20 protein-coding genes are annotated in these 24337 nt (G+C 62.3%); 13 read left to right on the top strand and 7 right to left on the bottom strand.

Annotated features, from left to right (window positions below; all coding sequences use genetic code 11):
- Positions 1–71 precede the first annotated feature (71 nt).
- Together pta and I6L32_RS02870 are read right to left on the bottom strand one after the other, a co-directional pair.
- Positions 72–2225, bottom strand: a complete 2154-nt coding sequence (gene pta / locus I6L32_RS02875; protein WP_010673161.1) for a phosphate acetyltransferase — start codon at positions 2223–2225, stop codon at positions 72–74.
- Positions 2226–2295: 70 nt separating this feature from the next.
- Positions 2296–3498, bottom strand: coding sequence for an acetate kinase (locus tag I6L32_RS02870; protein ID WP_010673162.1), 1203 nt, complete (start codon positions 3496–3498; stop codon positions 2296–2298).
- A gap of 301 nt (positions 3499–3799) precedes the next feature.
- Here I6L32_RS02870 and yfbV point away from each other — a divergent pair, with 301 nt between their 5' ends.
- Positions 3800–4240, top strand: a complete 441-nt coding sequence (gene yfbV / locus I6L32_RS02865) for a terminus macrodomain insulation protein YfbV (RefSeq protein WP_113069686.1) — start codon at positions 3800–3802, stop codon at positions 4238–4240.
- Between the two features lie 52 nt (positions 4241–4292).
- On the opposite strand, the gene I6L32_RS02860 is transcribed toward yfbV, so the two are convergent.
- The 3 genes from I6L32_RS02860 to I6L32_RS02850 all read right to left on the bottom strand — a co-directional run bounded on the left by I6L32_RS02860 (position 4293) and on the right by I6L32_RS02850 (position 6010).
- The gene (locus tag I6L32_RS02860) at positions 4293–4793 is read right to left on the bottom strand and encodes a YfbU family protein (RefSeq protein ID WP_042016678.1); all 501 of its coding nucleotides are present in this window, start codon (positions 4791–4793) and stop codon (positions 4293–4295) included.
- Positions 4794–4988: 195 nt separating this feature from the next.
- A complete protein-coding gene (gene bcp, locus I6L32_RS02855) occupies positions 4989–5453 on the bottom strand; it encodes a thioredoxin-dependent thiol peroxidase (protein WP_202040286.1) in 465 nt (154 codons plus the stop codon).
- A 23-nt stretch (positions 5454–5476) separates the two neighbouring features.
- On the bottom strand, positions 5477–6010 hold the full coding sequence (locus I6L32_RS02850; RefSeq protein WP_010673166.1) for a glycine cleavage system protein R: 534 nt from the start codon (positions 6008–6010) through the stop codon (positions 5477–5479).
- 188 nt (positions 6011–6198) lie between these two features.
- Here I6L32_RS02850 and dapA point away from each other — a divergent pair, with 188 nt between their 5' ends.
- The 3 genes from dapA (at position 6199) to I6L32_RS02835 (ending at position 9470) form a co-directional block, all read left to right on the top strand.
- A complete protein-coding gene (gene dapA / locus I6L32_RS02845; protein ID WP_029313831.1) occupies positions 6199–7086 on the top strand; it encodes a 4-hydroxy-tetrahydrodipicolinate synthase in 888 nt (295 codons plus the stop codon).
- Entirely contained in the window at positions 7079–8197 is a 1119-nt protein-coding gene (bamC, locus tag I6L32_RS02840; protein WP_216944664.1) for an outer membrane protein assembly factor BamC, read from the top strand. Before dapA ends, bamC begins: the two co-directional genes overlap by 8 nt.
- 169 nt (positions 8198–8366) lie before the next feature.
- The gene (locus tag I6L32_RS02835) at positions 8367–9470 is read left to right on the top strand and encodes a phosphoribosylaminoimidazolesuccinocarboxamide synthase (protein ID WP_039040947.1); all 1104 of its coding nucleotides are present in this window, start codon (positions 8367–8369) and stop codon (positions 9468–9470) included.
- Between the two features lie 123 nt (positions 9471–9593).
- Here the strand turns inward: I6L32_RS02835 and I6L32_RS02830 are convergent, their stop codons facing one another.
- Positions 9594–10196: a short chain dehydrogenase gene (locus I6L32_RS02830; protein WP_041211120.1), complete on the bottom strand. Its 603-nt coding sequence runs from the start codon at positions 10194–10196 to the stop codon at positions 9594–9596.
- A 97-nt stretch (positions 10197–10293) separates the two neighbouring features.
- Between I6L32_RS02830 and I6L32_RS02825 the strand changes: the two genes are divergently transcribed.
- The 4 genes from I6L32_RS02825 to I6L32_RS02810 all read left to right on the top strand — a co-directional run bounded on the left by I6L32_RS02825 (position 10294) and on the right by I6L32_RS02810 (position 13225).
- Positions 10294–11196 carry a LysR family transcriptional regulator gene (locus I6L32_RS02825; protein ID WP_216944663.1) on the top strand — a complete coding sequence of 301 codons (903 nt, stop codon included), beginning with the start codon at positions 10294–10296 and terminating at the stop codon, positions 11194–11196.
- 74 nt (positions 11197–11270) lie between these two features.
- Positions 11271–11894, top strand: a complete 624-nt coding sequence (locus tag I6L32_RS02820) for a DUF2057 domain-containing protein (RefSeq protein ID WP_171865078.1) — start codon at positions 11271–11273, stop codon at positions 11892–11894.
- A gap of 73 nt (positions 11895–11967) precedes the next feature.
- Entirely contained in the window at positions 11968–12414 is a 447-nt protein-coding gene (locus I6L32_RS02815; RefSeq protein WP_039040966.1) for an HIT domain-containing protein, read from the top strand.
- A gap of 118 nt (positions 12415–12532) precedes the next feature.
- Positions 12533–13225, top strand: coding sequence for a DUF3334 family protein (locus tag I6L32_RS02810; protein ID WP_029313837.1), 693 nt, complete (start codon positions 12533–12535; stop codon positions 13223–13225).
- Between the two features lie 61 nt (positions 13226–13286).
- On the opposite strand, the gene I6L32_RS02805 is transcribed toward I6L32_RS02810, so the two are convergent.
- Positions 13287–14285: a DUF2860 family protein gene (locus tag I6L32_RS02805; RefSeq protein WP_039040951.1), complete on the bottom strand. Its 999-nt coding sequence runs from the start codon at positions 14283–14285 to the stop codon at positions 13287–13289.
- A 202-nt stretch (positions 14286–14487) separates the two neighbouring features.
- Here I6L32_RS02805 and arcB point away from each other — a divergent pair, with 202 nt between their 5' ends.
- The 5 genes from arcB (at position 14488) to I6L32_RS02780 (ending at position 24326) form a co-directional block, all read left to right on the top strand.
- On the top strand, positions 14488–16800 hold the full coding sequence (arcB, locus tag I6L32_RS02800) for an aerobic respiration two-component sensor histidine kinase ArcB (RefSeq protein WP_216944662.1): 2313 nt from the start codon (positions 14488–14490) through the stop codon (positions 16798–16800).
- 29 nt (positions 16801–16829) lie between these two features.
- On the top strand, positions 16830–18206 hold the full coding sequence (gene dgt, locus I6L32_RS02795; protein WP_216944661.1) for a dGTPase: 1377 nt from the start codon (positions 16830–16832) through the stop codon (positions 18204–18206).
- 293 nt (positions 18207–18499) lie between these two features.
- A complete protein-coding gene (locus tag I6L32_RS02790) occupies positions 18500–18703 on the top strand; it encodes a hypothetical protein (protein ID WP_041211124.1) in 204 nt (67 codons plus the stop codon).
- Between the two features lie 144 nt (positions 18704–18847).
- The gene (locus I6L32_RS02785) at positions 18848–23122 is read left to right on the top strand and encodes a transporter substrate-binding domain-containing protein (RefSeq protein ID WP_216944660.1); all 4275 of its coding nucleotides are present in this window, start codon (positions 18848–18850) and stop codon (positions 23120–23122) included.
- Entirely contained in the window at positions 23115–24326 is a 1212-nt protein-coding gene (locus I6L32_RS02780; RefSeq protein ID WP_041214588.1) for an EAL domain-containing protein, read from the top strand. Before I6L32_RS02785 ends, I6L32_RS02780 begins: the two co-directional genes overlap by 8 nt.
- The last annotated feature ends 11 nt before the right edge of the window (positions 24327–24337 follow it).

Below are 24337 nucleotides of genomic sequence, written 5' to 3'. Positions count from 1 at the left end.
CATTTCTGGGCGCGAGCCATAAAAAAACCCGCCTCTCGGCGGGTTTTTCATTGTATCGGACTGCGGGTCGATTACTCAGCCTGGGCTGCCTGGATGCCGGTCAGGGCGATGGTGTAGACGATGTCGTCCACCAGGGCGCCACGGGAGAGGTCGTTGACCGGCTTGCGCATGCCTTGCAGCATGGGGCCGATGGAGACCAGCTCGGCGGAGCGCTGTACCGCCTTGTAGGTGGTGTTGCCGGTGTTGAGATCCGGGAACACGAACACGGTGGCCTTGCCGGCAACCGGGGAGTTCGGTGCCTTGGACTTGGCGACGTTCTCCATGATGGCCGCATCGTACTGAAGCGGGCCGTCGATGATGAGGTCGGGACGCTTGGCCTTGGCCAGCTCGGTCGCTTCACGCACCTTCTCCACGTCCGCGCCGGCGCCGGAGGTGCCGGTGGAGTAGGAGATCATGGCCACGCGCGGCTCGATACCGAAGGCGGCGGCGGAGTCGGCGGACTGGATGGCGATCTCGGCCAGCTGCTCGGCAGTGGGATCCGGGTTGATGGCGCAGTCACCGTAGACCAGTACCTGGTCCGGCAGCAGCATGAAGAAGATGGAGGAGATCAGGGAAGAGCCCGGAGCGGTCTTGATGATCTGCATCGGCGGACGGATGGTGTTGGCAGTAGTGTGCACTGCGCCGGATACCAGGCCGTCAACTTCATTGCGCTCCAGCATCATGGTACCCAGTACCACGTTGTCTTCCAGCTGCTCGCGGGCAACCACTTCGGTCATACCCTTGTTCTTGCGCAGCTCGACCAGACGAGCCACATAGCGCTCGCGCACGGCAACGGGATCGATGATCTCGACGCGGTCGGTCAGTACCACGCCCTGCTGTTCGGCAACACGACGGATCTCTTCCGGGTTGCCCAGCAGGACCGGGCGGGCGATGCCACGCTCGGCACAGATAGCGGCAGCCTTGATGGTGCGCGGCTCTTCCCCTTCCGGCAGCACGACGCGCTTGTTGGCCTGACGGGCCAGCTCGGTCAGCTGATAGCGGAAGGCCGGCGGGCTCAGGCGACGGGAGCGGGTGGACTTGGCGGAGAGAGACTCGATCCAGTGCTTGTCGATGTGACCAGCAACGTAGTCCTGCACCAGCTCGATACGCTCGCGGTCATCTTCCGGGATGTCGACGTTGAAGTTCTGCAGGCTGACGGCGGTCTGCCAGGTGTTGGTGCCGGTGATCATGATCGGCAGACCGGTGGCCATGGCCTGTTGGCACAGTGCCATCACCTGGGGTTCCGGGTGGTAGTTGCCGGTCAGCAGCAGGGCACCCAGCTTGACGCCGTTCATGGCGGACAGGCAGGCGGAGACGATGACGTCGGAGCGGTCGCCGGAGGTCACCAGCAGGCTGCCCGGACGGAAGTGCTCGATCATGTTGTGGATTGAGCGGGCGCAGAAGGTCACGGTCTGCAGGCGGCGGCTTTCCAGCTCACCCTTGTTGATGATCTTGGCGGCCAGGTGCTTGGCGAGATCCTTGGCGCGCGGGGCGATCAGCTGGGTGTTCCAGGGGATGCAGCCGAGGATGCGCAGCGGGCTCTTGCCGAAGACTTGCAGCACTTCCAGGTTGTGGCCGGTATCGGCGCCGTGGTGGTGCGCTTCGAACATCTCGGTCAGGTCGGGACGGGTCACACCGTGCTCGTCAACCGGGGCACCCACCTTGTTGATGACGCAGCCCACGATGCGCGGGTTGTTGACGCCACCGAAGTTGGAGCAGGCCAGCTCGATGCGCTCTTTGAGCTTCTGGCTGGAGTCGTTGCCCGGATGGGTCACGAACACCATGTCGGCGTCCAGCGCCTTGGCGACGTCGTAGTTCAGCTTGTTGGCAAAGGGTTGCTTGTCGGTCGGAACCAGGCCCTCGATCACCACCACTTCGGCACCGCTGGTCTTCACGTGCTCTTCGAAGCGGGCCACGATCTCTTCCAGCAGGATATCGGTGTTGCTGGAGGTGATCATGTTCTCGGCGTAGGAGAGGGCGAACGGCTCGGGCGGGTTGATGTTGGCGGCGGCGCGGATCACGGCGGTGGAGCGCTCGGTACCGGTTTCACCCGGACGCGGCTGAGCGACCGGTTTGAAGAAGCTGACATTGACACCGTGACGTTCCATGGCGCGAACGACGCCAAGGCTCACGGAGGTTACGCCGACACCAGTGCCGACCGGGATGAGCATAATAGTGCGTGCCACTTATTACCCCTTGTTCATTTTTTGGGATCAGGAAAAGGCCGCCCTGGGGCGGCCTTGCTCTACAGCTAATTTATGCGCCGACCAGTTCCAGCGCGTCGTGGGCGATGACCCACTCTTCGTTGGTCGGGATAACCAGGGCCTTGGTGGAACCAGCCTTGGTGATCTCGCCGCCCTTGCCGAAGCGAGCCTTCAGGTTGGCGTCGTGGTCGACGTCAAAGCCCAGCAGGCCCAGCTTGTTCAGGGTGATCTCACGGATCGGGGCGGAGTTCTCGCCGATGCCGCCGGTGAAGACCACGGCATCCAGACGACCGTCCATGGCGGCGGCGTAGGCACCGATGTACTTGGCCAGACGGTAGCAGTACACGTCCATGGCGCGCTTGGCTTCTTCCTTGCTGTCGTAGTTGTCTTCAACGAAACGGCAGTCGGAGGTGACTTCGGTCAGACCCTGCAGGCCGGATTCCTTGGTCAGCATGGTGTTGATCTCGGCAACGCTCATGCCCAGCTTGTCGTGCAGGAAGAAGATGATGGCCGGATCGATGTCACCGGAACGGGTACCCATCACCAGGCCTTCCAGCGGGGTCAGGCCCATGGAGGTGTCAACGGACTGGCCGTTCTTGATGGCGCAGACGGAGCCGCCGTTGCCTAGGTGGCAGTTGATGATGTTGAGCTCTTCCACCGGCTTGTTCAGCTGCTTGGCCGCTTCCAGGCTGATGTAGTAGTGGCTGGTGCCGTGGGCGCCGTAGCGACGGATGCCGTTCTCTTTGTAGAGCTTGTACGGCAGGGCGTACAGGAAGGCTTCTTCCGGCATGGTCTGGTGGAAGGCGGTGTCGAACACGGCGACGTTCTTCTCGGCCAGTTCCGGGAAGACCTTCAGGGCGGCACGGATACCGATCAGGTGAGCCGGGTTGTGCAGCGGTGCGTAAGGAATGGCGGCTTCGATGCCGGCAATGACGTCATCACAGATGCGAACGGAGGAGGTGAAACGCTCGCCGCCGTGTACCACGCGGTGGCCGATGGCGATCAGGTTCTTGGACAGTTCCGGGTTGAGCGGCAGGATCTTGTGAACGATGAAGTCCAGCGCTTCCTGGTGAGCGGCACCGGCACCCAGATCAGCGTTGCCTTTCTCGCCGTTCAGCTTCCACTTGATGCGGGCGTCGTCGAGGTTGAAGCATTCGGCCAGGCCGGACAGCAGGTCATCACCGGTGGTTGCGTCAATGACAGCAAACTTCAGGGACGAGCTGCCACAGTTAAGAACAAGAACCAGCTTACTCATGAATAAATCCTATCGCAGATTGGGTTGGGTTGGAGGATGCGCCGGACGCGGTGCGTCCAAAAACTATCAACTTATCCTTATGAGGGTTGGCAATCTGTTGCTTGCCCCTTGTATAGTGATACAAGACCCGAAATTCAGACGTCCCTGACTGGTCAGTGGCCGTGCCCCAGCGTAAAAATGGGCGTACAAAGGATAACCTGATTGTTGAAAAATAACAAAGTCATCCTCAACCTTTGTTATTGCCTCTCAAATATTGTCGAGGTTTTGCCGTTAATGCGTTCGAAAAGAGCTCGGAGGTAGCATGAGCATGAACATTTTTGGAACTAAATTACAGCAAGGCCGTCATTATATGACTCTTTGGCCGCGCCGTCCCGAGCTTAATTCCATGTTCCCGGAGAATCGGGTGATCAAGGCCACCGAATTCGCCCTCAAGGTGATCCCGGCACTGGCGGTGCTCAGCGTCATGGTGCAGTTCCAGTTTGGCGAGCTTCAATACTGGCCCTCCGTGATGGCGTCCGTGCTCTTCCTGCTCAGCCTGCCGCTGCAAGGGTACTACTGGCTCGGCCAGCGCGCCGATACCCGGCTACCCCCCTCCCTCGCCACCTGGTATCGGGAGATAAACGGCAAGATGAACGAGCAGGGCGGTCAACGTCAGCTGGTGGCCCGTCCCCGCTACGAAGAGCTGGCCGATACCCTCAACGCCGCCTTCAAGCAGCTGGACAAATCCTTCCTCTACGAATGACTTTCCGAAGTCAGACTGACGACAAAGGCGCCCTCAGGCGCCTTTTTCACATTCAGGCGGCCAGCACCTTGCTGATCTCCTGGATGGAGAGCTTGTACTGACGGGGGCACTGACGCCAGACCGTCAGCATGCGCTGGTATTTGTCCCGCATGGCGATGTCGCTGGAGAGCTCGTCGCAGGGGCAGGGCAGTTCGGGGAAGCGCTTGTCCACTTCCAGCAGGAAGCAGACGTAATCCGCCAGTTCCCGCTCCTGGCTGCGGCTGTAGCCGTTGAAGGCAAGGCGGCTCTCGTTGACATCGGCCCGGGCGCTGGCATCCAGGTTGCCCCAGGAGATGGCCAGTGCATGGTGCAGCTCCAGAGTGTCCAGCACCTCCTGGCAGGTGGCGAGATCCAGATGGCCGAAGCTCTTCTCCAGCTCGAGGATTTGCAGGCAGTAGCCGCGCTCGACGATGGTGCTGGCACGCTGGTAAAACGCCGCCTTTTCCGGATTGAGTTTGGCCAGGATCTCGTACTGGTTGCTCAGGATCAGGCGTTCGGTGTGGCTCATGTTCATGGGCTGTCTCGCTGGAAAATGAATCTGGGGTCACGTTAACCCATATCCAGGATGAATTTTTTGATCTGAGAGGGGAGGTTGGCGAGAAAAGGGGGGAAGAGGCGCCCTGGTGAGCCGCCAGAGAGTGGGGGCTGATGCCGTGGTGAAACGAGCAGGGCCCGCCATGGCGAGCCCTGCAACAATGCCGCTGGTGGCTTAGCCCTTGACGAGGTCGAGCACCACCTGATGGTGATCGCTGGTCTTGAACTTGTCGAAGCGATGGGCAACCTTGCCCTCTTCGTCGATGAGGAAACTCAGGCGATGAATGCCGTCATACTCCTTGCCCATGAACTTCTTCGGGCCCCAGACGCCAAAGGCATCGGCCACCGCGTGATCCTCATCGGCCAGCAGGCGGAAGTTGAGGTTGTCGCGCTCCTCGAACTTTTTCAGGCGCTTGGCGCTGTCAGGGCTGATGCCGAGCACCACCACATTGAGGGCAGCCAGCTCGCTATTGACGTCGCGCAGACCGCAGGCCTGGGTGGTGCAACCCGGGGTCATCGCCTTGGGGTAGAAATAGACGAGCACCTTCTTGCCGCGCAGGTCGGCGAGGCGAACCTGATTGCCGTCCTGATCGGAGAGGGAGAAATCGGGGGCCTGGGTACCAGCTTCTAGTGGTGACATGGGGTCTCCTCGGATAAACGCCGTCAGGCGTACTTGTGATTGACGATGAATTCGAACGACTCGGCGCCCAGTCCACGACAGAAATCGGCGAAGGCTGTCTTCGAGCCAGGCTCTTCTCCCTGCTTGGAGAGATTCAACTGAAAGTTCGCCTTGAGCAGGTTGAAGGGCTGCTGTTCCAAGGTGATGGTCTGCATGGCCTGAATGTCCCAGCCGTGATCGCTGAAGAACTGGGTGCACTGACTTACGATGCCCGGCTGATCCCGGATCAGCACCTCTGCGCTGGCGCTGATGTCATATTGCAGGGAGTGGTGGCGCTCGGTGCGTTTCATCATGGTGATGAGATCCCACTCCTGGCTGCGCAGTGGGAGGCTGATTTCCAGTTGCATCAGGCTGTTCCAGTCACCGGACAGGAGCATGATGAAGGTGAATTCGTTGCCGAAGATGCCAAGACGGCTGTCGACAATGTTGCAACCGCAGCCACTGACGTGACGGGTCACCTCATTGACGATGCCAGGCCTGTCCGTGCCGATGGCCGTTACGACCAGGTAGTGAGTCATAAATCGTCTCTCGTCCATTATTGAGAATGCGTTGACCGCGGGTGCCGGCACCCTGCCGTGAGGCCTCTTGTGCGCTCGTGCATTCATACGTTTTGTGCCGGATGGTAACACGGCTTGTCCCGTGCCTCCCTTGTTTTTCAAAAGGGGCAGCTTTACCATTACGCCCCTGAAAATCGGGAGAATTATCCATGTTACGCGGTAGTATTGTTGCGCTCGTTACCCCCATGCTGCCCTCGGGCGACATCGATTGGGTCAGTCTGGCAGCGCTGGTGGAATATCATGTGGATGCCGGGACCAGCGCCATCGTCGCCGTGGGAACCACGGGAGAGTCGGTCACCCTGAGCGAGCAGGAACATATCGCCGTGGTTGAGAAGACGGTGGAATACGCCGCCGGACGCATTCCCGTCATCGCGGGCTGCGGCTCCAACAATACTGCTCACGCCATCGCCCTCTCCCGGCGTTTCGCCACCATGGGCGTGGTGGCGGGTCTCTCGGTTACCCCCTATTACAACAAACCCACCCAGGAAGGCCTCTATCGTCACTATTGTGCGATCGCCGAGGCTAGTGGTCTGCCTCAAATTCTCTATAATGTGCCCGGTCGCACCTGCTGTGACCTCAAACCCGAGACGGTGGCCCGTCTGGCCAAGGTGCCCGGCATCATAGGTTTGAAAGAAGCGACTGGCGATCTTGGCCGTACCCCGCTGCTGCGCGAACTGTGCGGGCCGGATTTTGCGCTTTATAGTGGCGATGACGCCAGCGGATGTGATTTTATGCTGCAAGGGGGCGATGGTGTCATTTCGGTCACCACCAATATTGCGGCGCCCCAGATGGCCGACATGTGTCGTGCTGCCCTGGCCGGTGATGCCGGGCAGGCTCATGACATCAACAATCGATTGATGCCGTTGCATCAGACTCTGTTCTGTGAACCGAGTCCCATCCCGGTGAAATGGGCCTGTGCCCGGCTGGGATTGATGGCGACGGCGACCTTGCGTCTGCCCCTGACCGATCTCACCCCCGAGGGGGAAGCGGCGATGGCGCGAGCACTGACGACTGCGGAGTTGATGGCGAGTGTTTAAAGCAAATGGAAAGGGAAATGCAGTGCGCCTGGTACTGAGTGTCGCGACGGTGGCCGTGCTGGCTGCCTGCAGCTCACCCCAGGAACGCAAAATGGCCAACCGTGGCTTCGAGTATGAAGAGAGCCGCCTCGAAGGCCGCGCCTTCCTTGTGCCCGCCGGGTTGAGTACCCCCGCCTTTAACAGCAATTTCGACATTCCGGCCCTGCCCGAGAGCAGCCGTGAGGGCGCCCTCGGGGCCAAGGTGGACGTGCGTCCGCCTGCCCAGTTGCTCACCGTGGTGCCCGGCAGCCAGGTGGTGGCCAATGCCAGCGAGCCGACCGTCGCCTTCTATGCCCTCAGCACCTCCCAGAGCGTGGAGCGTGATACCTGGGCCTTCCTGATGAACTTCCTGGCCGAACACAAGGTCACCACCGAGAAGCTGGATCAACAGGACGGCGTCTTGCAGACCGGCTGGTTTGACAACTCAGCGGTGCTCGATGGCTGGGCGGAAGATGACGATGACTTCAAGATCCGTCAGCGTTACCAGTTCACCCTGCGCAACGATGTGCAGCGTCACGCCATCAAGATGTCGGTACGGGTGCTGGATCACGAAGAGACCATCGACGGCGAGACCAGCACTGTGCTGACGCCGGCGGACTCCCAGCGTTATGCCACCCGCGCCCTGAACCAGTTCTCCCTCTATTACGACAAGCAGCTCAAGGCCCGTGAACAGCACAAGTCCAGCGATGGCATGGGGCTGGAGCTGGGTCTGGACAACAACGAGCTGAGCGCCTGGATTGCCGAAGGGTCGTTTGACCAGGTGTGGCGCCGCCTCAATCAGGTGCTGCCTGCCTATGGTTTCACCATCAAGGACACCCAGCAGTCCCTGGGCTGGATCGACGTGGAGTACGACGAGCCGGACAGCGAGTTCTGGAAGGCCAAGGGAGCGGAGCCCTTCAAGCTCGAGGAAGACAAGTATCGCTTCCAGCTCGGCGAGATGACGGGCGGCAAGACCTCCATCACCCTGTTCGACAAGGACAAGAAGCCTGTCGCATCCGGTGTCATCTCCCAGATGTACATCAGCCTGTCCGAGGCCTTTGCCAAGGGCTTGGCCGATCAGGGGGCGAAGTAAGCATGGAAACAGGGGCCTCGCGCCCCTGTTTTGTTATGTCCGGGTTGCCGCAGGGCCAGCGTGCCGAGCCGGTTGCCCCGGGCCTGAGTACCTGATGATGTGAATCCCCCACAGACAGGGGTCTGGTGCCCCTGCCTAACTAGTCCCACAACAGGAAGTGTTATTAGCCATGAGTCTTGCAGATCAAGTATTGGCGGTGAACGACGATTTGCCGATCCGTACCGATAAACCTGTCCATTCCGGCAAAGTGCGCAGCGTCTACTGGTTGACCCCGGCAGACAGTGCCCGGCTCATTCGGGAGAAAGGCTATGATGTGCCGGCCGATACGCCCCTGGCCCTCATGGTGATCAGTGATCGCATCTCGGCATTCGACTGCATCTGGCAAGGGGTGGACGGTCTGAACGGCGTGCCGGGCAAGGGCGCGGCGCTCAATGCCATCTCCAGCCACTGGTTCAAGCTGTTCAAGGAGCAGGGGCTGGCGGACAGCCACATCCTGGACATCCCGCACCCCTTCGTCTGGATCGTGCAAAAAGCCCGTCCCGTGATGATCGAGGCCATTGCCCGCCAGTACATCACCGGCTCCATGTGGCGTGCCTACAAGGATGGTGAGCGGGAATTCTGCGGCATCACCCTGCCGGAAGGGCTCAAGAAGGATCAGAAGCTGCCCGAGATCCTCATCACCCCGTCCACCAAGGGGATCCTCAAGGGGCTGGATGGCGTGCCGGAAGCGGACGACGTCAACGTCTCCCGCGGCGACATCGAGCGCCACCATCAGGCCTTCGGCTTCCGCTCCCCTGCGGACATCGACCGCTACGAGGCGCTGCTCAAAGAGGGCTTCAACGTCATCAGCGAGGCGCTGGCTGCCCTGGATCAGGTCTTCGTCGACACCAAGTTCGAGTTCGGTTACGTGACCGATGCCGCCGGTCGCGAGAAGCTCATCTACATGGATGAAGTGGGCACCCCCGACAGCTCCCGCATCTGGGACGGCGCAGCCCTTCGCGGCGGCGAGATCATCGAGAAGTCCAAAGAGGGCTTCCGCCAGTGGCTGCTGAACCACTTCCCGGATCCGGACATCCTGCTCAACAAGAACCGCATGCCCGAGCGCTTCGCTCTGGCCCGTGACAACAAGCTGCCCACCGAGGTGATGATGGATATCTCCCGCACCTATGTGGGGATCGCCGAGAAGATCATCGGTCAGCCGCTGGTACGCAGTGCCAATCCGAAGCAGGAGATCATCGAGGTACTGCGGGAGCAGTACGGCCTGATCGACTGAGGCCGACCGCTTTTTTTGCCGCAGGCGAACAAACGTTTGCTGGTGGCAAGGGAGGCGTTTGCAACGCAGATGACAAAACGGGCCCCATGACGGGGCCCGTTTTCATTGGGTTGTCCGGAGCGCTCAGCCATTGACCCGGAAGATCTGGCCGGTCTGTACCCCCAGTACCGATTTCTTGTAGGCCTGGGCCACCCGGGCGGCGGGTACCGGCACGAAGCCCGGGAAGAAGTCGGCATACTTGCCCATGGACTCTTCCAGCACGGTGGGGCTGACCACGTTGATGCGAATGCCCCTTGGCAGCTCGCAGGCGGCCCCTTTCACGAAGTGCTCGATGGCACCGTTGATGGTGGTGGCGCTCACCCCCCAGTGGATGGGCTCCTCGCTCAGAATGCCGCTGATGAGGGTGATGGAGCCACGGTCGCTCAGGTGGGCAATGGCGGCCCGGGTCAGATTGATCTGGCCCATCAGCTTGCTCTGAAGCCCCACCTGCCACTGCTCGTCCGTCATCTCGGTCAGGGCATTGAAGGCGACGCTGCCGCTGGCGACCACCAGGGCATCGAAGGACCCGACCTGCTCGAAGAGCGCTCTGATGGAGGCGGGGTCGCGCATGTCCACTCTGGCATCCCCCTGGCTGTGACCGACCCGGATCACCTGGTGATCCTGGGCAAGCAGTTCGCTGACGGCGGCGCCAATGGTGCCGGAGGCACCCACAATCACAATCTTCATATCTATCGCTCCTGGTTGAGATGAGTTGATGATAGCGGGATAAAAAGGGAGAAAAAGCGCTTATGATGAACCCATTGTTTCCATATTGGAGCTAATGATGGATATCACTCACCTGGCCAGTTTCTATGAAGTGGTGCAACGAGGCAGTTTCTCCGCCGCTGCCGATGCCCTGGGGGTGAGCAAGGGGATGCTGAGTCGCCATGTCAGCGCCCTGGAGTCCGCCCTCAATGCCCAACTGCTCCAGCGCACGACCCGCAGACTCAGCCTGACCGAGGCGGGGCGGGTGCTTCACCAGCAGGCCGGTGAGATCTTCGCCCTGGCCCGGGAGGCGGAGGAGGGGATCCGTGCCCTGACCGAGGAGGACAGCGGCCGCCTGCGCTTCACCTGCCCGGTCAGCACGGGGGACCGCATGGTGAGCGAGCTGCTCGCCCGTTTTGCCGAGCTCTGCCCCGGCGTCCAGGTCGAGCTCAACTTCACCAATGCCATGATCGACATGAGCCAGGGGGAGAATGACATCGCTCTGCGGGCCATGGAGCTGATCCCCGACAACCTGGTGGCCCTGCCGCTCGGCAGGCTCAAGGATGTGGTGGTGGCAAGCCCCGCCCTGCTGGCGCGAGAGGGGATCCCCGCCACTCCCTATGAGCTGGGGGGGCGCTCCTGCCTGCTGCAGGGCCACAACCCGGACTGGGAGCAGTGGCACTTTCGCCAGGGGGAGGAGGAGGCGCACATCCTGGTGCAGGGGCGAGTGCGGGCCAACCACTACAGCACCCTGCTGCAACTGGCCCGGGCGGGCATGGGCTTTGCCAAGTGTCCACTGATGCTGGTGGAGGCCAGCCTGACCCGAGGGGAGCTGGTGGCCGTGCTGACGGAGTGGCAGACCGGCCTGCACCCGATCCATGTGCTGCACGCCCAGCAGCGCCGGGTGCCGCGCAAGATCCGGCTGTTCAAGCAGGTGCTGGCCCAGTGGTTTGCCGAGCGGCCCCATTATCTGCTGGGGTGAGCCTGCATCCCGTTATTTTTCTGTCATCTGGGGCTGCTACCCTGCGCCCTTCATCGCGAAAGGAGAGTCAGGGAATGAAGCGTCATCAGGGTTGGGCAGGGGTTGCGCTGCTGTGCTGCGGCGGTGTGCAGGCCGAGGTCAGGGTCGAGGTGCCCCGGGATTTCCAGATCCTGGCGGTGAGCGCCGGCAAGGTGCAGGACGAGCAGCATGCCGTGCTGGCCGACGGGGAGCAGCAACTGCTGGTGCGCTACGAGGGGGTGATCCCGAGTCGCAACAGCAGCGACAACGATCGCCAGGTTCGCTCCGAGCCCCAGGTGCTTCGCTATGAGGCCCGCGGGCAGTCGGTGCGCCTGCAGGCTCCCGTGCCTGCGGACGAGGCCGGGATGGAACGCTACGCCAGGGCCCCTGTCCTGGGCCTGGTGGCGGGGGGGCAGCCCCTCGAGGTGCGCCAGGATACGCTGATGGTGCAGGGGATGCAGATCGGCATGGACTGGCATGCCAGGCTGATGGAGTACAACCGTGGCGAGGGGCCTGCCGTGCTCGCCGGTGCGGCGGATGTGACTGCGGCCGCCGTGGCGACGCCCCGGGTCTCCTCCGTGCCGGCCAGCGCCCTGGAAGGGCAGTTGCAACAGCTTTTCCTGCAGGCGGACCCCGCGCTTCGCAAGCGCTTCATCGGTTGGGCCGTGCCGCGCCTTTAAGTTTGCTCCCCGTTGCAGTAACGTGGGCACATCTTTGATTCCCGATGTGCCCATGTTGATCAGCGAGGCCCCCATGTTTGAATTGCACCCCCGCCTTCAGGCGGATACCCGGATACTCGGGGATCTGCCCCTGTGCCGCGTCCTGCTGGCCAAAGACAGCCAGTATCCCTGGCTGATTCTGGTGCCCCGGGTCGCCAACCTGCGGGAGATCCATCATCTGGCCCCCGAGCAGCAACAGCAGTTGATGCAGGAGTCCTGCGCCGTCGCCACCCTGATGGAGCGGGCACTCGGCCCGGACAAGATCAACGTGGCGGCCCTCGGCAATCTGGTGCCTCAGCTGCACCTGCACCACGTGGCCCGCTTCAGCTCGGATGCGGCCTGGCCCGGTCCCATCTGGGGTGCCTGTCCCGCCATTCCCTATGAGGAGCAGGCCTTGCAAGGGGCGGCTGCCAGTTGGCAAACCCGTCTGGCTACCCTGGATGGATTTCAGCCATTTCTGACTGATAATCCAGTCAAGTGAGAGGTGGCTCGCGCTTTGGGCACCGGGATCACGCAATCTGTTAGCGTATCGCGTCGGTGCATGGTGACATGGGCGACACGAGTGACAGCCCCATTATTTCGATCAGCAGGAAGGTTCCATGATAGTGACAAGATCCGAGGATGATGCCGTATTGACCACAGAGGACGTACTGCTGAGCCTGTGCAATTCGGTGACGAGCGTATTGAGTGCGGCGACCCAGACCCAGGTGCGCTTCTCCGGCATGGTGCAGCGGATCAGCAAGACCTGCCTCAAGCCTGACATCGGCTGTTTCGTGCTGTTTGACGGCGGCTTCTCCGGGCTGGTGGTGATCAACTTCTCCGCCGCCGCGGCCATGGAACTCTACCAGAGCTACATGCTGAGCATGGGGCTCTCCAAGGAGGATCTCGCCATCTCCCACACCTCGGACGAGGTGAGCAACGTCATGGGCGAGCTGATGAACCAGATCGTCGGCAGCTTCACCACCAAGGTGGGGCGCGAGCTGCAGACCCACATCACCCAGAACCAGCCCAAGATGCTGGCGCTCAACAAGCAGGTGATGCTGAGCGTCGACACCAACCTCGACAATCCCGAGACCCGCCGGGTGACCTTCTTCACCGCCAGCAACAACATCTTCTATCTGGAGCTGGCCATGGACAAGACGGAGTTTATCCGGATCCATGATGGCGGCGTGCAGGAGGAGGTGGATCCCGACGAGCTGATCGCCCAGGCCAAGCAGTCAGCCAAACCGGCACCGGCGGCCGCGCCGGCGAGCAACGAGCACGACGATCTGCTGGATTCCCTCGGCATCTGATGGTCGAGGGTTGTGCAAATGAAGAGGCCACCCCGGGGGTGGCCTTCTTGCTTGGGGCGGGTCAGAAGTTGTAAAGCAGCCCGGTACTGAAGCGAAGCGCCTCGGCATCGTAGAAGTCGATGTCGGAGTCGGCGCTGGAGTAGGCCGCGGTGAAGGTGGCGGCAAGGGGTTTGATGCCGAACAGGTTGTGCCAGAAGAAGGTGCCATTGAGGGCGAACTCGCTGGCATCGGCGCGCTGGCCGAACAGGGGATTCGCCTCGTCATACTTGCGCTTGCCGGCGTAGAGGTTGCTCACGATGGACCACTGGGAGGCGCGCTTGGCATAGGTCAGCTGCAGACCGGTGTTCTTGAAGCTCTCCGCACTCCCGTCCAGGCGGGCCTCCTTGTAGAGGAAGGCGGGCTCCAGCAACTGGTCGCCGCCGAAGTGGTACTGGTAGGAGAGCGCCAGGTCGTGGACCTTGCCATTGCGGCTCAGCATGGAGGCGTAGTGGGTGCCGTGGGTCAGGTCATATTGCTGGCCACTGCGCTCCTCGTCGAGCTCCACTTCCCGGCTGGTCAGGGTGGCGTAGACGTTGCTGCCCCAGATCCTGTCCCAGGCAAAGCGCACCCCTTTTGAGGTGAGATCGGTGGCGCTGCGGTCCACGCCGGTGGCGAAGGGATCGCTCCACACTTCCACCGGCATGAGGTTGAACACCAGGGAGGTGGCGACGATACCCTTGTCGCCCATCTCCTGGCGCAGACCGAGTTGCTGGGTAAAGTCGAAGCGCACCGCGTCCTGGATGAGGTTGCCGAGGAAGACCTGGGTGCGGGTATCGGCGAAGGTGTAGCGGATATCGGCATTGAGCAGCGGGCTCAGACCGCTTTCGCGGCCGGGGGAGCCCAGATCATCGATACGGCTGTTGCTGTCGTCACCGGCATAGAAGTTGGACTTGTGGCTGCCGGCATTGACCCCGCCCAGCAGAAAACCGGACCAGCCGGTCTGGCGGGGGATCTCCCCCAGATCGGCGTGGGCGGTGGTGGCGACCAGCAGGCCAAGGCTCAACAGAACATGATTTCGCATCGGGTATGCTCCTGACATAACGAATGAGAAGGGTGACAGTGCGCCCCGGTATTCCGGTGGAACCGGTGCTGACTGAGGCATGGCAGGCATGCTACCCCAGCCGGAGTGTGACGTTAATCAATAATTGAATACGCGACGGACAAGAGTTCATGGCGCCGTACTGGTATCCTGTTTGCGCAAGAAAAGGGGAGAAAACAACGAGATGAAGCAGATCAAATCCTGGGCGCAATATTACGTCGACCTGATGACCAAGCTGGGACTGGTGCGCTTCAGCATGTTCCTGGCCACCGCCATCATAGTGCTGGCCGTGTCGATCCAGATGGGGGTGACCCTGTTTTTGCGCGGCACCGTGGACATCGTCGACCTGGTGCGCTCTGTCTTCTTCGGTCTGCTGGTGACCCCCTGGGCCGTCTATTTTCTCTCCATCGTGGTGGATCAGCTGGAGGACTCCCGCCAACGGCTGACCCGGATGGTGCGCAAGTTGCAAGACATGCGCGAGCGGGATCTCGAGCTCAACAGCCAGTTGCAGGAGAACATCAGCCGGCTCAACGCCCAGATCGCCGAGACCAACCGGGCCGAGACCCTGCGCCAGCAAGCCATCGAGGATCTCGAGAACGAAGTGTTCCAGCGGGAGAAGGCCCAGCTGCATCTGGGGGAGCGTACCGCCCTCTTGCGCTCCTTCATCGACTGCTCCCCCGATCTGGTCTATTACCGCAACGAGGACGAGCAGTTCTCCGGTTGCAACCGCGCCATGGAGGAGCTCACCGGCAAGGTGGAAGCGGAACTCATCGGCCTGACCCCGTTCGATGTCTACAAGCACGACATCGCCAGCAAGGTGGTGGAAACCGACAAGCAGGTCTTCGCCCAGAACGAGCCGCTCACCTATGAGCAGTGGCTGGAGTATCCCGATGGCCGCAAGGCCTACTTCGAGCTGCGCAAGGTGCCCTTCTTCGACCGCTTCGGCAAGCGGCTCGGCCTGCTCGGCTTTGGTCGCGACATCACCGAGCGCAAGCAGTACCAGGACAAGCTGGAGAAGGCGAGTCGGGACAAGACCACCTTCATCTCCACCATCAGCCACGAGCTGCGCACCCCGCTCAATGGCATCGTGGGCCTGAGTCGGATGCTGATGGATACGCCCCTCGATGCCAGACAGCAGCAGCAGCTCAAGACCATCCACCTGAGCGCGGTGACGCTCGGCAACATCTTCAACGACATCATCGATCTGGACAAGCTCGACCGTCGTCGGCTGGAGATTGCGCCGGCTCCGCTGGATTTGCCCGCCTTCCTCGACGAGCTGGAGACGCTGTCGCGCATCCAGGCGGAGCAGAAGGGGCTCTACCTGCACTTCGACCGGGACGGCGACATGCCCCAGTTCGTGATGGCGGACGGCACCCGGCTGCGTCAGGTGCTGTGGAACCTGGTGGGCAATGCGGTCAAGTTCACCGATGAAGGGGGCGTCACCATACGCTGTCTCGCCCACGCCGCTGATGAACCGGGCAAGCTGGCGCTGCACTTCGAGGTGGAAGACACCGGGGTGGGCATTCCCCGTGCCCAGCAGGAGAAGATCTTCGCCATGTACTATCAGGTGCAGGGCAAGAAGCACGCCACCGGTACCGGCATCGGCCTTGCGGTCTCCCGCCAGCTGGTGCAGGCCATGGGCGGTCAACTCTATGTGGACAGCGACCCGGGCGAAGGCGCCTGCTTCACCGCCGAGCTGGAGGTGGACTGCGTCGAGCCCAAGGCCGCGGCCCCGGAGCCCGAGATGCCCTCCCTCGACATCCTGCTGGTGGAGGATGTGGAGCTCAACGTGACCGTGGCCTGCGCTCTGCTGAACAAGCTCGGCCATCAGGTCAAGGTGGCGCGGGATGGTGCAGAGGCGCTGGCCATGGCCAACCCGGATGATTTCGACTTGATCCTGCTCGACATCCAGCTGCCGGACATGACGGGGTTCGATGTGGCGGAGCAACTGCTCACGCGCTACGGCGACAGCCTGCCCCCCATGGTGGCGCTCACCGCCAACGCCACCGGCGATCGCCAGTACTACCGGGATCACGGCATGCAGGATGTGATCAACAAGCCGCTGGGCTCCAAGGCGGTGCGGGAGGTGATAGGCCACCTGTTTGCGGATCTCGCCGGGGACGAGGCGGACGAGCAGGACGATGTCCACCATCAGGATGCCCTGCTGGATCTGCCCTTCCTCACCGATTACGCCAGCACGGTCGGCAAGCCGGTGCTGCTCTCCAGCGTCGAGCTGTTCGAGAAGATGATGCCGGACTACATGGCGGTGCTCGACTCCAACATGATTGCCAGGGATCAGGCCGGTGTGGTAGAGGAGGCCCACAAGATCAAGGGGGCGGCGGGCTCCATCGGCCTGCGCCGGTTGCAGCAGACGGCCCAGCTCATCCAGAGCCCGGAACACCCCGCCTGGTGGGAGAACGTGGAGGACTGGATTGAAACCCTGCGCCGGGAATACCCGGGTGACATCGCCCGCCTGCGGCGCTGGCTGCTCTCGTAGACACGACGCCTCAGGCAAGGAGCCACGACATGTATGACCGTTTGATCCCCCCCGAGCGCATTCACCCCTGGGGAGACGAAGACCTGCTGGAGGCGACGGAGCAGGACCGCACCCGCATCGTGCAGGCGGCGCCGGTGCGCCGCCTGCAGCAGAAGACCCAGGTCTTCCCGCTCGATGTGAAAGCCTCGGTGCGCAGCCGCCTCACCCATTCGCTGGAGGTGCAGGAGACCGGTCGCCAGATCAGTCGCCGCATCCTGGCGGCGTTGCCGGCCGGAGTGGTGTGCGAGGGGGCCTTCATCAATCTGGTGGAGATGTCCTGCCTGTTGCACGATGTCGGCAACCCGCCGTTTGGCCATTTCGGCGAGCAGGTGATGAGTCAGTGGCTTGCCCAGGAGCTGGATGGCCTCTTCGCCCGTGCCCACGACCAGTTGCCGAGCCCCCAGTGGGCAACCCTTCGCCAGGATCTGCTGGTGTTTGACGGCAATGCCCAGAGCCTGCGACTGGTGCACAGCCTGCATGAGCTGAACCTCACCCTGGGGCAGCTGGCGGCGCTGTGCAAATACCCGCAGCAGCCCGTGCCGGGCCTGCACCATCCCCAGGGCTATGGTCAGCACCACGGCTGGACCAGCAAGCGCGGCATCTTCTTCAGCGAACAACCCCTCTATCGTGCCCTCGGCCAGAGCCTGGGGCTGGCCGAGGGGTGCCGTCATCCGCTGGTCTACATCATGGAGGCGGCGGACGACATCTCTTACTGCATCGCCGATCTCGAGGATGCGGTGGACAGGCGCATCCTCACCCAGATCGAGCTGCTGGCAGCTCTGCGCGAGGCGGACGAGGGCGGTTACATGGCCGACCTGCTCGATGAGGCGCTTGCCTCCGGTCGGGGGTTCTTCCCCCATTTTCGCCAGCATCTGACCCGGGATCTGGTGGCGCTGGCCGCCCATACCTATGTGGCCGAGCACGATCAGATCCTGAGCGGGGCCTATCCCCAGGCGCTGCTGCACGGTCAGGCTCCGGCAGCCCGGGTACTCGATACCCTCAAGCGGGTGGCTCGCGAGCTGGTGTTCATGCGCCCGGAGGTGGAGGCGCTGGAGCTGGAAGGCTATGCCGCCCTGCGCGGGGTGCTCTCCACCTACGCCTGCCTGCTGGCCCTGCCTGCCAGCCAGTTCGAGCGGCTGCTCGCAGGCAACGGCGGGAGCGAGCTCTTCTTCGCCCGGCGGTTGTTCCACCGCCTCTCTGCCCGCCACCTCAAGGCGTACCGACTGGCGGTGGCGAGCCGGGATCCCCGTTTCGAAAAGGAGAGCGAGCAGGAGTGGTACTACCGGGTGCGGCTGCTGCTCGATTATGTGAGCGGCATGACGGATACCTATGCGCTGGAGGAGTTCCGGCTGTTGTCAGGGATTTGACTGAACCTCTTTTTGGCCGCATTCCACCCATATGGGTGGGAGAGATATTGCGTAAAATTCGGTGTTTTTTTACACTGCGGCAACTTGTTCAACTTTCACACGGTAAGGAGACGACCATGCAACATTCCATGTTCAACGTTGCGTTCGATCGCTGCTCTGGCAGCGCGAAGACTCGTGCTCTTTATTTGCCGCGTGGAGGGGACAGGTAACACCTGCTTTTTTCATCACCCGCGGTTGTCCCGCAGGGTGATCACCTCTCTCCGGGGGAACCGCACGTTCAACTGGAGAATATTATGTCTATCGAACTCGCCCTGCTGCGCCACGTAGAGACCCTGGTTCAAAAAAGGATCACCCGGCTGGAGCGTCGCGTCAGCTACCTGCATCTTTCACCTGCCCTGCTCAAAGACATCGGGCTGGAAGGCAAGGAAGTGCAGATCGCCCACATCCGTGAGCGGGAGTTTCAAACCGGTTTCCGGCTCGGGAACCGAATAACCTGATGGGAGGGGGCCCGGCCCCCGACCTGGTGGATGGCAGGCCTGGGCCTGCCATTTTTCTTTCCTGATGAGCATTGTCTCAATTTAGTTGTCGCACATTGCGCCAAACACTCTATGATCCCCCTCCGTTTCGTATGGGAGTTGATAATGTTCCGCCGCTGCTGTCGTCTCATCCTGCTATGTGGTCTGGCTTTCTGGAGCCTGATGGTTGCGGCTGCGCCGGCGCAACTGGACCAGAGCAACTTCACCCTGGACGAACTGCACTGGCTTGCCACCCATGATGAACTGGTTGTCGGCATGCCTTCGGCGGCCTGGCCACCCTATGTCTATACCGATGGGCGCGGCAACTTCACCGGCCCCCTGGATGAGTTCGCCTCCCAGATTGCAGCCAGGCTGGGGGTGAGCCTTCGCTACCGTGCCTATGCCAACAATGCGGCGGTCCAGCAGGCCTTGCTGGATGGCAAGGTCGACATGTTGATCGGGGTGGCACCGAGCCCGACCCGCACCCTGCAGATGCAATTTACCTCCGAGCTGATGGCACTGCCCCGGGCCGTGCTGCTGACGGGGGGGAGGGAGAGCCTCTCCCTGGAGGAGGCCTATGGGGTGCGCTGGGTCTGCGTCTTCGGTGTCAGCGCCTGCGATGAGCTGCTGCGCCTTGGGATCTCGAACCTGATCACGGCCGACAGCCGTGACGAGGCGATCTTCATGCTCAAGGAGGGCAAGGCGGATGCCTACCTGGCCGAGCTGCCCATGCTGAACAGGCTGCAAGCCATGGCGGGCATGGCGCTGGCCAGGATCGACTGGATGAGGGATACCTCCCTCGCCATGGCCGTGGCGCCCAGGAATGATGTCTTGCAGGGATTGCTGGAGCGGGCCCTCGAGGATATCTCTCCCCTCGAGCGTCGCGCCATTCTGGAGGCGGGGGATATCCTCGACTATGCCCTGGTGAAAAGGAGCAGGGAGATCGTCTTCAATCCGCAGGAGCAGGCGTGGTTGCAAGCACATCCGGTCATCCGCTACGGGGTTGCCCCGGATTGGCCCGGGATGAGCGAGGTGGACGACAGGGGGCGGCTCAAGGGGCTCATTGCCGATCTGCTGACACTGATGAGCCAGCGTGCCGGGCTTCAGTTCACCCTGGTGCCGACCCGGAGCTGGGCCCAGAGCATGGCGCTCTTCCAGGATCGCAAGCTGGATCTCATCCCGGCCATGACTCCCACCGCGGAGCGTCAGCAGTTTGCCCGGTTTACCCCCAACTACGCGTCGATCAACCGGGTGGTCGTGGCGAGGCAGGGGATGGCCGAGCTCACCGCCGCCAGGGCACTGAAAGGGCACAGGGTGGGCATGGTAGGGGGCTCGGTGGAGCAGGTCTTGCTGAACGAGGTGGGGGCCATCGCCGTGCCGGTGGCCAGCGATGCCGAATTGCTGCCCCTGCTGGACCAGCAGAAGGTCGACTATGTGCTGATGAGCACCACCACCCTGGAGCAGTCGCTGCAAAAGGGATTCAGCGACCGCTACCAGGTGGTCTTCTCCGGCAGCGACCTGCGGGTACCCATCGCCATGGCGACCCAGTTGCAGGACCCCATGCTGCAGCAGATCCTCACCAAGGTGCTGATCGCCATTCCCCCCGACGAGCTCTCCGCCCTGGAGAAAAAGTGGCTTTCCCTGACCATACAGACGGGACTGGATCCGAAGACGGTGCTGCTCTGGTCCTCCCTCGGTGGCGGCATTTTCCTGCTCTGCCTCTTGCTGTTCATGGGCTGGAACCGGACGTTGCGCCGCCAGATCAGCCAGCGGCGGGAGGCCGAGCGGCGGCTCGAGGAGCAGCTGGTGTTTGTCCAGATGATGCTGGATGCCCTGCCCAACCAGGTGGTGCTGACCAACGAGCGCTATGAAGTGGCAATGACGAACCGTGCGTATCGGCAGATGTTTCTCGGCGGGGAGAACCTGACGGGCTCCTATGAGCGGTTGCTCCAGGATCGATTGCCCGAGTCGATCCGCGCCAGGGTGATGGAGGAGGATGCCAGCGTCTGGGAGAGCGGAGAGGAGCTTCATGGCCGGGGCGAGATCCGGTTTGATGACGATCGCCTGCACCAGATGATCTACACCAAGCGGCTCTTTGCGGGGCCCGATGACAAGCGGCTCGGGATCCTGACAGTGCTGACCGACGTGACCGAGCTGGAGCAGGCGCGGTTTGCGGCCCAGGAGGCGCAGACCCGGCTGACCCAGATCACCGACAGCATGCCGGGTCTGGTCTATCAGTATCACTGGCTTGGGCCGGGCAAGGGGCACTTCCTCTACACCTCGCAAGGGGTCAGGGAGATGGTGGGGGTCGAAGAGGAGCAGGCCGGCATGGCGGTCACCGGTGCCTCCATCCTGGGGCTGACAGGCAAGGCGCACCAGGACTTCGTGGCCACGGTGGATCGTCATGCCCTGAGCATGCAGCCGCTGGATCTCGAGGTGGAGATCCGGCGCCAGGGGGAGGCGGGCTATTTGCAGATCCGTGGTCATTTCGTTCACCAGGAGGGGCTTGAAGGGGTCATATTGAACGGCGTGGTGCAGGACATCACCAAGCTCAAGCGCCAGGAGCTGGAGCTGCGCCAGGCCAGGCGGGTGGCGGAGGAGGCGACCCAGGCGCGCAGCCGCTTCCTCGCCACCATGAGTCATGAGCTTCGCACTCCCATCTCCGGCATGCACGGCATGCTGGAGCTGCTGCAAATGAGCCCGCTGGATGACGATCAGCGCTACATGTTGCGCAATATCTCGACCTCCACCAACCACCTGCTCTATCTGGTGAACGACATCCTGGACTTCTCCAAGATGGAAGCCGGGCAGTTGCAACTGCATCCCCATCACTGCCGCCTGACCTCGGTGATTTGCGATGTCATCCGGGGACATGCGGCCCTGGCCTATGGCAAGGGACTCATTGTGACGCTGCGGTGGGGGAAGACGGTGCCGGATCTGGCCTGCATCGACGGGATCAGGGTGGGGCAGGTGATCTCCAATCTGTTGAACAACGCGGTGAAGTTCACCGAGGCGGGGGCGATCGCCATCCAGGTAGATTATGAAGACGACCGGCTGGCCTTCCGGATCCGGGATACCGGGATAGGCATCGCCCTGGAGCAGCAGCGCACCCTCTTCATCCCGTTCAAGCAGGTGGAGTCCGACACCAACCGCCGGTTTGGCGGCACCGGGCTCGGGCTTGCCATCTGTCATCAACTCACCCAGAAAATGGGGGGGAGCCTGACCCTGGAGAGTACCCCCGGAATGGGCACCTGCGTGACTTTCACGTTGCCTCTGGCCGAGTGCCAGTGGGAAGCGCCGCCCCTGGCCGGCCAGGTATGGTGGTGGTTTGGCGAGGATGAGGGGCTGGAATCGGTGATGGCCAGGCTGGGCGCCAGACTGGTTCGCATGGAGGCACACCATTGGCAGCAGCCCCTCGAGGGGCATCTGCTGGCGCAGGAGAATCACCTGGAGCAGGCCCTTGGCAGTGACTGGCTGGCCTGTTTGCAGCGTTCGAACCTCAAGGGCATAGTACTCTCTCCCCATGAGGCCCTGCGGGGGCGCATGGGGGGCAACGCCTGGTGGCGACTGGGACAATCGCCCCTCTACCCCGATCTGTTGCTGGAAACCTGCCAGTCACTGTTCAACCAGCAGGCGAGCCAGTCGATGGGGATGGAGGGGGAGAAGCTCAGGGGGCGGGTGCTGGTGGCGGATGATCACCCCGTCAACCGGGCATTGCTGACGAGGCAGCTCGCTATCCTGGGGCTCGAATCCGAGGTGGTGGAAGATGGCGAGGAGGCGCTGCGCGCCTGGCAGGGGCAGGACTTCGCCCTGCTGCTGACCGACTGCCACATGCCGGTGATGGATGGCTATGCCCTCACGCGAGCCTTGCGGGATGCCGGGGACAGTGCTCCCATTATCGGGGTGACGGCCGATACCTCTGAGGAGGCGAGCCAGCAGATGCGTGATGCCGGCATGAACGACATGCTGTTCAAGCCCTACAGCCTGGATGCCCTGAGCCAGACCCTGGGACGCTGGTTGCCGACTCAGGAAGAACAGCTCGCCTCGGAGGCGCCCCGGCAAGCCAGGGTTCAGCTACCTGGCATAAGCTGGTTGACCCTGTTCGGGGATGAGGCGGTGGCTCGCAGCATGGCCAGCGAATACCTGGACGCCAACGAGCAGGATGGCGAGGACATGAGACTGGCGCTGGCCAGCCAGGATACCCAGGCGCTGGTGGAGACGGCACATCGCATCAAGGGGGCCGCGCGCATGGTAGGACAGCAGGCATTGGCAGAGGAGGCGGCCCGGCTGGAGGCGGCGGCCAGATTGAAACAACTGGACAAGCTCGATGACCTGGCCAGGGCGGTACAGGCATTGATGGACTCTATCAGAGGTGAAACGGGGTTATGGCTCGATGAATAGCGCACGGCATGAGTTGGCGATCATGGTGGTGGAGGATCACAACTTCCAGCGCAAGGCCCTGATGCACCAGATCCGCGGACTGGGCTACGGCAACCTGCTGGAGGCGCAGGACGGGGAGGAGGCGCTGGCACAGTGCCAGCACCACAGGGTCGACATCCTGTTCTGCGATCTGCGCATGCCGGGCATGGATGGCATGGCGCTGCTGCGCCGCCTCTCCCTTGGCGGGTTCCGCGGCGGCATTGTGCTGTGCAGCGCCCTGGAGGATGACGTGGTCGATGCCGTGCTGCGCATGAGCCGGGCCTATGGCCTGCAGGTGCTGGGGCGCATCGAGAAACCCGCGTCTCCCCAGCAGATCGCGCAGCTCATCGGTGCCTGGCGGCCCCAGCAGGTGCGTAGCCAGGAAGAGGATGGTTATCACCTGACCCTGGATGAGCTGCGCCGGGCGCTGGATCAGGACCAGTTGCTGCCCTGGTATCAACCCAAGGTGGGATTTCACAACGGGGAGTGGCTCGGCATGGAGGCGCTTGCCCGCTGGCAGCACCCCGAATATGGCCTCATCTCGCCGGCCCGTTTCATCCCGCTGGCGGAGCACAACGGGCTCATCGACCCGCTCACCGAGGTGATCATCGGCAAGGCTTTGCGGGACGGCCACCTGTGGGAGAAGACCGGGCTCTCCCTGAACCTGTCGATGAACCTCTCTACCACCTCCCTCATCGAGGGGGATCTGTGCAACACCCTGCTTAGCCACTGCCAGCGCTGGAGCATCAACCCCGAGCTCATCACCCTCGAAGTGACCGAGAGCGCCTTCGTCAAGGATCTCGGCAAGTCGCTGGAGGTGCTGACCCGCTTGCGGATGCACGGTTTTGGTCTCTCCATCGATGATTTCGGGACCGGCTACTCCTCCATGCAGCAGCTCGCCCTGCTCCCCTTTACCGAGTTGAAACTGGACAGATCCTTCGTGGATCGCTGCTATGAAGATCCCTCTCGCCTAGCCATCATCGAGTCCAGCATCGAGCTGGCTCGCAAGTTGGGCTTGAAATCGGTGGCCGAGGGGGTCGAAGATGAGGCGACCTGGCAATTGCTGGCGAAGCTGGGGTGCGATCAATGCCAGGGCTTCTTCTCCGCCCGTCCCATGCCCCGCGAGGAGCTGATGGGATGGCATCAGGGTTGGCAGGCTCGTTTGCCCGCGCTCATCAGACGCTAATCCCGGGCAGG

The organism is Aeromonas sp. FDAARGOS 1402 (assembly GCF_019046925.1).
GTDB classification, from domain to species: domain Bacteria; phylum Pseudomonadota; class Gammaproteobacteria; order Enterobacterales; family Aeromonadaceae; genus Aeromonas; species Aeromonas caviae.
This window is presented reverse-complemented; position numbering and strand designations above follow the sequence as displayed.